Genomic DNA, 11,680 nt, shown 5'->3' on the forward strand with positions numbered 1-11,680 from the left:
ACGACCGTATTGCCCGCGGGAGGAGAGCAGATGGCCAAGAGTGTGTCCGCTGTGGACGGTGCGCAGGGGGTGATCGCCCTGGTCGGGATCACCCTGGGCGCGGTGCCCCTGGTGCGCTGGCTGATCGAGGGCCGACACAGCGGACCGTTCCGCTGGATCTTCGGCGAGCCGACCGGGACCATGGGCTACCTGGGGCCGGTGCTGGTGATCGCCGCCGCGATCGGGCTCATCGCACTGCTGGAGCTGCGCAAGCGCCGCTAGCGAAAACCATTTGGCCCCGGCCCAATAATCGACCTTGATGACGATCATCGAGGTGCCGGCCGAACTGGCCGGGATGTACGCCAAGTTCGACGGCGACGAGGGCCTGGCCTGGATCGAGCAGCTGCCCGCGCTGGCCACGGACTTCCTGGACCGCTGGAACCTGCGCCTGGACGGCGAGTCCATGCACGGCATGGCCTCCCTGGTGCTGCCGGTGCGCACCGCCGAGGACGTCCCGGCGGTGCTCAAGCTCCAGCGCCCCAACGAGGAGAACCGCGGCGAACCGCTGGCCCTGCGGCACTGGGACGGCGACGGCATCGTCCGCCTGCTGGCCGCTGACGAGCCCACCTGCACCATGCTGCTGGAACGCCTGGACGCCAGCCGCCCGCTGTCCTCCCTGCCCGACGGCGAGCAGGCCCTGACCATCCTCACCGGCCTGCTCGGCCGCCTGGTCCAGCACCAGGCCCCGCCCGGCATGCGGCGGCTGGGCGACATCGCCGCCGCCATGATCGCCGACACCCCCGGCAAGGCCACCCGGCTGGCCGACCCGGCCGACGCCGTCCGCCTGCACTCCTGGGCGGCCATCGTCGGCGAGGTGCTCGACGAACCCGGCGACCGCCTGCTGCTGTGGGACCTGCACCACGACAACGTGCTGGCCCCGCTGCCCGGCGCCAGCCGCGAACCCTGGCTGGCCATCGACCCGAAACCCCTCGCGGGCGACCCCGGCTTCGAGCTGTTCCCCGCGCTGGAGAGCCGGTTCGAGGACCTGGAGGCCACCGGTGACGTGCCCCGCGCGCTGCGCCGCCGCTTCGACCTGATGACCGACCACCTCGGCCTGGACCGCGCCCGCGCCGCGCGCTGGACCGTGGGCCGGGTGCTGCAGAACAGCCTGTGGCACATCGAGGACGAGGACGACGGCACGCTGGTCCCCGACCACCTCGCCGTCGCCGCCGCGATGGCGCACTACCTGGCCTGACCACTCAACCCGATCGTGGCTGGCGTGCCGCACCGGCACAGCGGAGGCTCAACCCAGACAGCCGCCCCAAGCCACAGAACGGACCCCCATGCCCGAGCAGTCCACCGCCATCGTCTTCACCGAGCACGGCGGCCCCGAGGTGCTGCACCCCGTCCAGCGCGACCTCCCCGAACCCGGCCCCGGCCAGCTCCGCATCCGGGTCAAGGCCGCCGGGGTCAACCCCTTCGACACCAAGGTCCGCGCCGGCGCCTTCCCCAGCATGCCGGCCGCCTACCCCGCCGTGCCAGGCTCGGACGTCGCGGGCGTGGTCGACGCCGTCGGCCCGGAGGTCACCGAGTTCGCCATCGGCGACGAGGTGCTCGGCACGGCCGCCACCGGCTCCTACGCCACCCACACCCTGGCCACCGCAGGCAAGCTCACCGGCAAACCCGCCGAACTGGACTGGCCCACCGCCGCCGGCCTGCCCGGGGTGGCCACCACCGCCTACCGGGTGCTCGCCCTGCTCGAGGTGAAAGCGGGGGAGACCCTGCTGGTCGACGGCGCCGCGGGCGGGGTCGGCACCTTCGTCGTGCAGCTGGCCAGGGAACGCGGCCTGACCGTCATCGGCACCGCCAGCGAAGCCAACCACGCCTATCTGCGCGGCCTGGGCACCCACCCGGTCCGCTACGGCGAAGGCCTGGTCGAGCGGGTCAAGGAACTCGCCCCCCAGGGCGTGGACGCGGCCCTGGACCTATCCGGCCGCGGCGGCCTGCCCACCCTGCTCGCCCTCACCGGCGGCCCAGGCCGCGTGCTCACCATCGCCGACGGCCAAGCCGCCGACTTCGGCGTCCGAGCCAGCTGGGGCGGCCCCGCCGAAGAAGTCCCCGGCGCCCTGTCCGACGCAACAGCCCTGGTAGCCGCCGGAAAGATCAAGCTCCCCATCACCCGCACCTATCCCCTGACCGAAGCCGCGGCCGCCCACCGAGCCAGCGAGGGCGGCCACGTCCGCGGAAAACTGGTCCTGCTCATGGACTAGGTCGCCTGTCCCGATCCCGGAACACCCGCCGATAAGCCCCCGGCGTGGTCCCCAACGCGCTCGCGAACCGCCTGCGCAAGTTGGTGGCCGAGGACAGCCCCACCCGCCGCGCGATGGCCTCCAACGGAAGATCCGAAGACTCCAGCAGGTCCTGCGCCACAGCCAGCCGCCGGGCGAGCAGCCACTGACCAGGACTGGTGCCCAGCTGCTCGGCGAACCGCCGGGCCAGGGTGCGCGTGGACAGACCCGCCCGCGCGGCCAGGCTCTCCACGGTGACCGGTTCGCCCAGTCGCCCGGCGGCCCAGTCCAGCAACGGCGCGAGCGAACCGTCGAACTGGGCCGGGTGGGGCGGGGCGGAGTACTGCAACTGCCCGCCCTCCCGGTGCGGCGGCATGACCATGGTCCGGGCGATGTCCGCGGCGTACCGGGCGCCCTGGTCCCGCCGGACCAGGTGCATGCACAGGTCGAACCCGGCGCCCGCGCCCGCGCTGGTGGCCACGTCGCCGTGGTCGACGTAGAGCACGTCCGCATCGACCCGCACCTGCGGGAAGCGGGCGGCCAGCTCGTCGGTCTGCGCCCAGTGCGTGGTCGCCCGCCGTCCGTCCAGCAGCCCGGCGTGCGCCAGCAGGAACGCGCCGGAGCAGATGCTGGCCACCCGCGCGCCCCTGGCGTGCGCCCGGCGCAGCGCCTGGACCACCGTGGCCGACGGCGGCTCCTGGACCGGCAGCCAGCCGGGGACGATCACGGTGTCGGCCCGGTCGAGCGCGGCCAGCCCCTCGGTCACCAGCATGTCGTACCCGGCGTAGGTCGCGACCGGGCCGGGAAGCTCCGTGCACACCTCGAAGGCGTACCGGGTCGGCACTCCCAGCCGTTCGATGCCGAACACCTGCGCCGCGCAGCCGAGCTCGAAGGTCGACTGCGGTGGGCGGAGCAGCGCCACGACCCGGTGCATGGCAGAAAAGTACCGGATGATGTCTTTCCTGACACTCGGCGGCCGGCGCGCGGATCGGCAGGCTGGCCGCATGACGACCGAAGAGGGTTACGTGTGGTCCACCGTCCAGGACGCCCCGGTCCAGGAACTCTTCCCGGGCATGCGGTTGCGCCCGTTGTGGCAGGGGGACAACGGCGCGAAGGCCTACGTGCTGGAGATGGACCCGGACAGCCGCTGGCAGGGGATCGACGTGCACGAGCCGGGACCGGAGGAGGTCTTCGTGGTCTCCGGCGTGTTCAACGACGGCGACCGGGACTACCCGGCGGGCTCCTTCATCCACGCGCCCGCCGGTTCCTCGCACGTCCCGCAGACCACCACTGGCTGCACGCTGTTCCTGTTCTACCCGGAGGGGTGAGCAACAGGACTTGAACCTCCAGCTACGTCAGCTCCTAGGGTCCGGCACATGACGATCACCGTTCTCGACACCCACACCGCCATGACCGGCATCCTGCGGGCCCCGGTCGCCGACCGGTCCGAGCTGCTGCGCGCCATGCTCGAACCGATGGCGGGCATGTACCGCTACTTCCCGGGTGACGTCGACCTGGTCGCGATGCACCTGGCCTCGGCGGGCTTCCCGCTGGACCGCGACGAACAGCGCTGCCTGGACGCCCTGGACACCCTCGCCGCGGCCGACGCCTGGCCCCGCCTCCAGCGCGCCCTGGACCAGGCGCTGGAAGTCCAGCTGGCGGCCACCCCGGAGCTGGCGGTCCCGGACATCTCCGTGCTGTTCGTGCTCGGCGACCCCGGCGACGCCAACTTCATGGGGCCCAGCCTCGGCGTGACCGGCAACGGCGGCATCTCCGGCTACATCGTGATCACCCTGTGGCCGTACCCGGAGAACCTGGACCGCCTGGAAGCGACCGTGGTGCACGAGCTCAACCACAACCTCCGCTACCGCCCCGGCGGCGTGGTGTGGGACCCGGCCACGGTCAACGTCGGCGAGCACCTGGTCTCCGAGGGCCTGGCCGACGCCTTCGCCCGCCAGCTCCACGGAGACGACCTCGGCCACACCCGCATCGGCGTGCCGCACCTGCACGACGAGGCGGTCTTCGCCAAGGTCGTCTCCGGCCTGGAGGTCACCGGCATGCAGAACTTCGCCGCCTGGGTGCACGGCGACGCCATCGCGGCCCACTACGGCGCCACCCCGGTCGGCCTGCCCACCGGCGCCGGGTACGCCGTGGGCAACCGGCTGGTCGACGCCTACCTGGCCGCGACCGGCCAGACCGCGGCCCAGGCCCTGCACGCGCCGAGCGCGGAGATCATCGCCACCGCACTGCACCGGATGAGCTGAACCGTCCGGGTCCGGCGCTAATCCGGTTGCCGGACCCGGACGGCGCGGCCACCCTGCACGCATGACTGCCGCCCGGGTCGACCTGCTGCTCAAGCAGCTCGACATCGCCTGGTCCCTGTTCGAGCACCACCTGACCGGGCTCGACGACACCGCCTGCCTGTGGGAGCCCGCGCCGGACAGCTGGACCGTCCGCCCCGGCGCCGACGGCCGCTGGCACGCCGACTGGGCGGAACCCGAGCCCGATCCCGCGCCGACCACCACCATCGGCTGGGTCAGCTGGCACATCGGCTTCTGGTGGACCACCACGCACGGCCACCTCTTCGGCGACGGCGCCCCGGACCGCGCGGAGATCACCTGGCCGGGCACCGCCGAGTCCATGATCGCCTGGCTGACCGGTCTCAAGGACAACTGGCGGGCCGCCCTGCTGCCGCTGACCGACGCCGACCTGGACTCCACCGAACGCACCCGCACCCTGCCCTGGGGCGGGGAGTTCACCCTGGCTGACATCGCGGGCTGGGTGACGGTCGAGCTGACCAAGAACGTCGCCGAGATCGGCCAGCTCCGCATCCTGCACGCCCGGAGCCGCTGACGTACGTCCAGACGCGTACGCCGACCGCGATTCCGAACGGATTCGCCCGCCCCGCGCGCTGCCTAGCGTTGCCCCCATGGACCGCGCCCGGCTCGCCTGCCTCGTCTCCATCGGCTACGTGTGGATCGCCATGACCGCTTTCGGTGGCGTGCTGGTGGAGACCGTCCTGTTGTACCCCAACATCTTCCGCGACCCACCGGCCTCGCTGGCCGAGTCGATGGGGTTCTTCCGGGTGGTCGGGCCGGGCGATGTCTTCCGGCCGCTGGGCATGGCCACGGTGGCCGCCGCGGTGCTGGCCGCAATCACGCTGTGGCGGCGGCCGCGGGCGCGCTGGTGGTTCCTGGCCAGCCTGCTCGTGCTGGCGCTGGGGGAGGGCCTGTTCTCGGTGCTGTACCTCCACCCGCGCAACACGATCATGTTCACCGAGGGCCTGGCCGTGCACTCCGCGGAGTTCCTGCGCCAGACCGCCGCGGAGTTCATCTTCGGCCACTACTTCCGGGTCGCCGCCACCGCGCTCACCGCGGCCCTGGCCTTCACCGGCCTGGTCCGCCTGCTGCGCACCCGGTCCGTGGCGTGACCAGGCGGGCTGGTCCACAGTGGACACCATGCTGAGCAGCCGCCCCCGGCTCGCCGACGCCCTGCTGGCGGCCCTGGTGCTGCTGGCGGTGGGCGCGGCGATCACCGCCAACCTCGGCCGCACCGCTCCGCCGCCCCCGCTGGCCTACGCCTTCGCGCTGCTGTTCGCCGGGGTGCTGTTCCTGCGCCGCCGGCACCCGGTCCCGGTGCTGCTGCTCAGCGCCACCGCGCTGATCGCCTACTACGTGCTCGACCTGCCCGCCATCGGCCTGGCCGTGCCACTGGCCGCCCCGCTCTACTCCGCCGCCGAGGCCGGCCGCACCCGCTGGGCCGGCGGGGTGGGCGTGGCGGTGCTGGTGGTCTCCACGGTGGCCCGCCTGGACGAGGGCGACGACCCCGGCTACGTGCTCGGCCTGGACCTGGGCGTCTCGGCCGCGCTGTTCGCCGCGGTGATCGCCTTCGGCGACGCGGTCCGCTCCCGCCGCGGCTGGCGCGCGGCCGCCGCACTGGACCGCGAACGCGAAGCCGCCGCCCGGGTGGAGCAGGAACGCCTGCGCATCGCCCGCGACCTGCACGACCTGCTCGCGCACACGGTCGCGGTGATCTCCCTGCACACCGACGTGGCCAGGGAGACCCTGCGTGAGGACCCCGACCGCGCCGAACGCTCCCTCACCGCCGTCCGCACCGCGTGCAGCGAGGTGGTGCAGGAGCTCCGCGCCACCCTCGGCGCGCTGCGCGCGGGCGAGAGCGACCCGGTGCCCGGCCTGGACCGCCTCCCCGAGCTCGTCGACGCCGCCACCACCGCGGGCCTGACCGTCACCGTGCGCGCCGAAGGCGAACCGGCCGCACTGCCCGCCGTGGCCGACGCCACCGCCTACCGGGTGACCCAGGAGTCGCTGAGCAACATCCGCCGCCACGCCAACGCCCGCACCGTCGAGATCACCTTGTCCTACCGCCCGGACGAGCTGCGCCTGTCCGTCCGCGACGACGGAGTTGGCCCGCCCGGTCCCGCCAGCCCCGCCGCCAACGGTGGCTGGGGCATCATGGGCATGCGCGAACGCCTGGCCCTGCTCGGCGGCGCCCTGCACACCAGCACGCCCAGCGGCGGAGGATTCTTGGTCCAGGCACACATCCCGCTGCGGGCCCGCCCATGATCCGCATCGCCCTGGTCGACGACCAGTACCTGGTCCGCGAGGGCCTGCGCGCGCTGCTCGACCGCGCCGAGGACATCACCGTGGTCGGCGAGGCCGACAACGGCGAGTCCGGCCTCGCGCTGGTCCGCCGGGAACGCCCGGACGTGGTGCTGATGGACATCCGCATGCCCGGCACCGACGGCCTGACCGCCACCCGGGAGATCGTCGCCGACCCCGCGCTGCGCGAGGTCCGGGTGATCGTGCTGACCACCTTCGACACCGACGAGCACATCCTGGCCGCAGTCCGCGCCGGCGCCTCCGGCTTCCTGCTCAAGGACACCGGCCCGGACGAGCTGCGCAACGCGGTGCGCATCGTGGCAGGCGGCGACGCGCTGCTGTCCCCGGCGGTCACCCGCAGGGTCATGCACGCCGCCGCCACCAGCCCGCCCCGCGCCGACCTGCGGCGGCTGGCCGTGCTCACCGACCGCGAACGGGAGGTGCTGGCCACGGTCGGCGCGGGCCGCTCCAACGACGAGATCGCCGCCCTGCTGCACATCAGCCCGGCCACCGCCCGCACCCACGTGAGCAGGCTGCTGACCAAACTGCACGCCCGCGACCGCGCCCAGCTGGTGGTGCTGGCCTACGAGACCGGCCTGATCACCCCGGGCGGCCAGTAGTCAGCAACACCTTGCCGCGCACCGCGCCCGCTTCACTGAGCCGGTGCACCTCAGCCGTGCCGGCCAGCGTCCGCACCGCACTGACCTCCACCCGCACCAGCCCGACCAGCTCCGCCAGCTGCGCACGATCAGGCCGCGCCACCACATGGCTGGCATTCGCCGCCACCACCGGCGTGGCCACCGACACGAACACCCGCGCCAACCCGGCCAGCCGCAACCCCTCCGCCGCGCTGACCGGCACCACGTTGAGCACCACGTCCACCGGCTCGTCAAAGACGGCGGTGGTGTAGTCGACCACCTCGTCAGCCCCCAGCTGCCGCACCGCCTCCGCACTCCGCGCACTGGCCGTGGCGATCACGTGCGCCCCGGCCCGCCTGGCCAGCTGCACCGCGAACCCGCCGATCCCACCCCCGGCCCCGTTGACCAGCACCCGCTGCCCGGCCGCCACCCCCGCCGCCGCGACCGCCTGCATCGCGGTCAACCCCGCCAGCGGAATCCCCGCCGCATGCGCCAACGGCATCGACCCGGGCGCCGCCACCAGCCGTTCCACCGGCGCGACCACGAACTCCGAGGCCGCCCCGCCATCCACCCACCCGACCACCGCGTCCCCAACGGCGAACTCCGACACCCCGTCCCCGAGCCCGGTGACCACCCCGGCCACATCCCAGCCCAGCGCGAACGGCAGCGGCACCGGGAACACCCCGGCCCGCACCGCGATCTCGGTCGGGTTGAACGAGGTGGCCACCACCGCCACCAGCACCTCGCCCACCCCCGGCTGCGGCACCGGCACCTGGTCCAGCCTGATCACTGACGCATCTCCGTGCTCATGCACGCGCACACTCAACACACCCCGAACCTAGATCCGCCCACCGAGACGAACCATGTGTCCAAAGCGCGATTTCCTACGCGATCGTCTCCTACCCTGACCGCGTGGACCTGCTCAGCGACGTGCTCACCGTGCTCCGCACCGGCAACCCCCGCTCCGCCCACGTGACCTGGCACGGCAACTGGCGCCAGGACTACGCCGAGGTCCCGGGCGCCGCGGGCTTCCACGTGGTGCTCCAGGGCGAGTGCACGCTGCGCGCACCCACTGAGCTGCACCTGGCCAAGGGCGACATCCTGTTCCTCCCCACCAGCCCCAACCACACCCTGACCGCCAACTCGCCCGCCGACGCCCCCGTGCCGCCCAGCCTCGCCGCCCACATGCCCGGCCCAGCCTCCGCTTCGCCCAGCCCTGCCGCGAACGCGCCCGGCCCCGCCCCCGGTCCGCCCGACCACCCGGCCCACGCCATGCCCGCACCCGCCGACACCTCCGCCCGTCACGTCCGCGCCACCACCCCCGGCCCCGGCCCGATCACCACCGTCACCCTCTGCGGCGCCTACGAGCTCACCCCCGCCCGCACCCACCCCCTCCTGCGCACCCTCCCCGCCACCGTCCACCTCCCCGTCGCGACCCAGCCCCCCGAGCTGACCGCCGCCCGCACCCTGCTCGCCCGCGAGCTGACCAGCCCCGGCCAGGGCACCGACGCCCTGATCCCCGCCCTCCTGGACACCCTGTTCGTCTACCTGCTCCGCGGCTGCCTGACCGCCACCGGCACCGGCTGGTCCGCCGCCCTGCGTGACCCGGCTACCGCCGCCGCGCTCCAGGCCATGCACGACAACCCGGCCCACCCGTGGACCGTGGCCAAGCTCGCCGCCGAGGCCGGCCTCTCCCGCGCGCCCTTCGCCCGCCGCTTCACCACCCTGGTCGGCCAGCCCCCGCTGACCTACCTCACCTGGTGGCGGATGACCACCGCCGCCCGCCTGCTGCGCGAGACCGCCGACCCGGTGGGCGTCATCGCGGCCAGGGTCGGCTACCTCTCCGAGTTCGCCCTCGCCACCGCGTTCAAGCGCGCCTTCGGCCAGCCGCCAGGCCGGTACCGGCGGCGCTAGCCCTTGTGCCGCTGGTAGTAGCGCGCCACCCGGGCCCGGTTGCCGCAGCGCTGCGCCGAGCACCACCGCCGCCGCGGATGCGCGGGCAGGAACAGCAGCACGCAGTCCTCGCTCTCGCACTCCCGCACCTCGGCCACCGGCCCCGCGATCAGCTCCGCCACTGCCTCGGCCAGCTCCGCCCCCACCCGCTGCGCGGCCGAACCTGACCGGACCCGGCGCACCACCACCCCGCCGTCCCAGCTCAGCTCCTGGTGCACCGGCGCGGCGCGCTGCAACTCGGTCAGTCCCGGCAGCACCTCCGCCGGCGGCTCCTGCCCGTGCCGCAGCGCCAGCACCGCGGCCGCCGCCAGCTCGCGCGCCGCGAACACCGCCTCGCGCACCGCCTCGGTGTCCGGGGGCGCGGACAACCGGCCGGACTGCACGGCCAGCCACTCACGCAGTCCCTCCGGCATGGCCAGCAGGTCCACCGGCTCGCCGCCGAGGTGTGGACGCGTGTTGAGCAGGTCCAACGCCAGCTGCTCACCGGTCAACGGGAACTCCACCATGTAGCTAATGCTACTGCACCGACTTGACCCATTAGTCCCCGACGGTCTACTAATGCATCAAGCGACCAGAGAGGCATGTGACATGACCGCGCTGACCCTGCCCCGGATCACCCACCGGCACGTCGAGGTGGACGGACTGCGGATCTTCTACCGGGAGGCCGGCCCGGCCGAGGCCCCCACCTTGCTGCTGCTGCACGGTTTCCCGACCGCCTCGCACCAGTTCCGCCGCCTGTTCGAGGCCCTCGGCTCCGACTACCACCTGGTCGCCCCCGACCTGCCCGGCTTCGGCCACAGCGACACCCCGGACCCGGCCGAGTTCGCCTACACCTTCGACCGCCTCGCCGAGGTGATCACCGGCTTCGTGGACGCACTCGACCTGCGCCGCTACGCCCTCTACCTCTTCGACTACGGCGCGCCGGTCGGCTTCCGCCTCGCCGAGGCCAGGCCGGAGCGGGTCGCCGGGCTCGTGGTGCAGAACGGCAACGCCTACCACGAGGGCATCTCCGCGCTGTTCCAGCAGGTCATCGACCTGCGCCCGGAGCAGCCCGGCGCCGAGGAACTCCTGCTGCGCGAGGTCTCCAGCGGCTCGCTGGACCTGCAGTACCTCACCGGCGTGCGCGACCGCTCACTGGTCGACCCGGACAGCCCCGCCCTGGACCAGCGGCTGCTCGACCTGCCGCGGCACCAGCGGGTCCAGGTCCAGCTGATGTTCGACTACCACCGCAACCTGGAGCGCTACCCGGACTGGCAGCACTGGCTGCGCACGCACACCCCGCCCACGCTGATCGCCTGGGGCCGGAACGACCCGTTCTTCACCGAGTCCGGCGCGCACGCCTACCTCCGCGATCTCCCCGGGGCCGAACTGCACCTCTTCGACACCGGCCACTTCGCCCTGGAGGAGCGGCTGCAGGAGATCGCGGCCCTGATCGCGGAGTTCTTGGACAAGCTCTGACCTGCACGAACAGGGCCGGTCGCGCGATCCTTGCGCGACCGGCCCTGTCTACGTACACTCATACGTATAGCAGGCCGAGGGGTGGGGGTTAGGATGCTGTCGTGCCGAACAAGACGATCTACGTTTCCGGTGATGACCTGGAACTGTTCGCCCGCGCGCAGGAGCTCGCCGGGGGCAGTCTCTCCGCCGCGATCGTGGCCGCGCTGCGCCGGTACGTGGACATGGAAGAGGGCAGGGCCGCCGGCTTCGACGAGGTCGTGGTCAAGGTCGGGCCCGGGGTCGGCCGCAAGGTGCGCTTCTCCGGCGTGCTGCTCGGCGAGTGGGGCAACGCCAGTGACCAACGGGTCGAGGTGTACCGGGTCTACCGCTCGCGCACCGGCAAGTTCGTGCTGCACATCGACCGCTCGCCGGAGTGGACCGCAGGCGAGCCCGGCACCGAGGGCAGTGGACCGGCCGAGGGCTGGCGCGGCCTGATCGGCATGGGGCAGAACCAGAGCTGGTCCAGCTTCCTCGGCCTCAGCGAGCAGACCTGGGGCTTCAACCAGGGCGAGGCCACCCTTGAGGTGGTCGAGACCGTGACCGAGTTGCAGGCCAAGATCCCGGCCGAGCTCTACAGCCTGATCGCCAGGGCCGCCGAACAGCCGCCCGTCGAGGACCTCGACATCTGATCCACCGCTTCCACCTGCGGTAATCCAGCCCGGCCGAGCACGCCGGGTCTCTTCGCGCTGCCCATCAAGGGCCCAGT

General features: G+C 73.1%; 15 protein-coding genes. 12 read left to right on the plus strand and 3 right to left on the minus strand.

Annotated features, from left to right (window positions below; all coding sequences use genetic code 11):
- The first annotated feature begins 30 nt into the window (after positions 1-30).
- The 3 genes from N8J89_RS21380 (at position 31) to N8J89_RS21390 (ending at position 2,249) form a co-directional block, all read left to right on the plus strand.
- Positions 31-261 carry a hypothetical protein gene (locus N8J89_RS21380; RefSeq protein ID WP_283658761.1) on the plus strand — a complete coding sequence of 77 codons (231 nt, stop codon included), beginning with the start codon at positions 31-33 and terminating at the stop codon, positions 259-261.
- A 37-nt stretch (positions 262-298) separates the two neighbouring features.
- On the plus strand, positions 299-1,234 hold the full coding sequence (locus N8J89_RS21385; RefSeq protein WP_283658762.1) for an aminoglycoside phosphotransferase family protein: 936 nt from the start codon (positions 299-301) through the stop codon (positions 1,232-1,234).
- 88 nt (positions 1,235-1,322) lie between these two features.
- A complete protein-coding gene (locus N8J89_RS21390) occupies positions 1,323-2,249 on the plus strand; it encodes an NADP-dependent oxidoreductase (protein ID WP_283658763.1) in 927 nt (308 codons plus the stop codon).
- Here the strand turns inward: N8J89_RS21390 and N8J89_RS21395 are convergent.
- Complete coding sequence (locus N8J89_RS21395) at positions 2,239-3,201, minus strand: helix-turn-helix domain-containing protein (RefSeq protein WP_283658764.1); 963 nt, start codon at positions 3,199-3,201, stop codon at positions 2,239-2,241. The genes N8J89_RS21390 and N8J89_RS21395 overlap by 11 nt on opposite strands.
- A 70-nt stretch (positions 3,202-3,271) precedes the next feature.
- Here N8J89_RS21395 and N8J89_RS21400 point away from each other — a divergent pair, with 70 nt between their 5' ends.
- From N8J89_RS21400 to N8J89_RS21425, 6 genes are all read left to right on the plus strand, one after another.
- Complete coding sequence (locus tag N8J89_RS21400; RefSeq protein WP_283658765.1) at positions 3,272-3,595, plus strand: cupin domain-containing protein; 324 nt, start codon at positions 3,272-3,274, stop codon at positions 3,593-3,595.
- A gap of 48 nt (positions 3,596-3,643) precedes the next feature.
- Positions 3,644-4,531 carry a DUF2268 domain-containing putative Zn-dependent protease gene (locus N8J89_RS21405; protein ID WP_283658766.1) on the plus strand — a complete coding sequence of 296 codons (888 nt, stop codon included), beginning with the start codon at positions 3,644-3,646 and terminating at the stop codon, positions 4,529-4,531.
- A 61-nt stretch (positions 4,532-4,592) separates the two neighbouring features.
- Positions 4,593-5,120: a DinB family protein gene (locus N8J89_RS21410; protein WP_283658767.1), complete on the plus strand. Its 528-nt coding sequence runs from the start codon at positions 4,593-4,595 to the stop codon at positions 5,118-5,120.
- Between the two features lie 76 nt (positions 5,121-5,196).
- Positions 5,197-5,697 (plus strand): DUF1772 domain-containing protein, encoded by a 501-nt coding sequence (locus N8J89_RS21415; protein ID WP_283658768.1) that lies wholly within the window; start codon positions 5,197-5,199, stop codon positions 5,695-5,697.
- A 28-nt stretch (positions 5,698-5,725) separates the two neighbouring features.
- The gene (locus tag N8J89_RS21420; protein ID WP_283658769.1) at positions 5,726-6,850 is read left to right on the plus strand and encodes a sensor histidine kinase; all 1,125 of its coding nucleotides are present in this window, start codon (positions 5,726-5,728) and stop codon (positions 6,848-6,850) included.
- Positions 6,847-7,506, plus strand: a complete 660-nt coding sequence (locus N8J89_RS21425; RefSeq protein ID WP_283658770.1) for a response regulator — start codon at positions 6,847-6,849, stop codon at positions 7,504-7,506. Before N8J89_RS21420 ends, N8J89_RS21425 begins: the two co-directional genes overlap by 4 nt.
- Here N8J89_RS21425 and N8J89_RS21430 read toward each other — a convergent pair.
- A complete protein-coding gene (locus N8J89_RS21430; protein ID WP_283658771.1) occupies positions 7,487-8,314 on the minus strand; it encodes an NADP-dependent oxidoreductase in 828 nt (275 codons plus the stop codon). The genes N8J89_RS21425 and N8J89_RS21430 overlap by 20 nt on opposite strands.
- 122 nt (positions 8,315-8,436) lie before the next feature.
- Between N8J89_RS21430 and N8J89_RS21435 the strand changes: the two genes are divergently transcribed.
- A complete protein-coding gene (locus tag N8J89_RS21435; RefSeq protein WP_283658772.1) occupies positions 8,437-9,438 on the plus strand; it encodes an AraC family transcriptional regulator in 1,002 nt (333 codons plus the stop codon).
- Here the strand turns inward: N8J89_RS21435 and N8J89_RS21440 are convergent.
- Positions 9,435-9,983 carry a CGNR zinc finger domain-containing protein gene (locus N8J89_RS21440; RefSeq protein WP_283658773.1) on the minus strand — a complete coding sequence of 183 codons (549 nt, stop codon included), beginning with the start codon at positions 9,981-9,983 and terminating at the stop codon, positions 9,435-9,437. The genes N8J89_RS21435 and N8J89_RS21440 overlap by 4 nt on opposite strands.
- A gap of 82 nt (positions 9,984-10,065) precedes the next feature.
- Between N8J89_RS21440 and N8J89_RS21445 the strand changes: the two genes are divergently transcribed.
- Positions 10,066-10,935, plus strand: coding sequence for an alpha/beta fold hydrolase (locus tag N8J89_RS21445; RefSeq protein WP_283658774.1), 870 nt, complete (start codon positions 10,066-10,068; stop codon positions 10,933-10,935).
- A 101-nt stretch (positions 10,936-11,036) separates the two neighbouring features.
- The gene (locus N8J89_RS21450; RefSeq protein WP_283658775.1) at positions 11,037-11,603 is read left to right on the plus strand and encodes an EXLDI protein; all 567 of its coding nucleotides are present in this window, start codon (positions 11,037-11,039) and stop codon (positions 11,601-11,603) included.
- Positions 11,604-11,680: the final 77 nt, after the last annotated feature.

The sequence above is a fragment of the Crossiella sp. CA-258035 genome (assembly GCF_030064675.1).
In the GTDB taxonomy this organism is placed as follows: domain Bacteria; phylum Actinomycetota; class Actinomycetes; order Mycobacteriales; family Pseudonocardiaceae; genus Crossiella.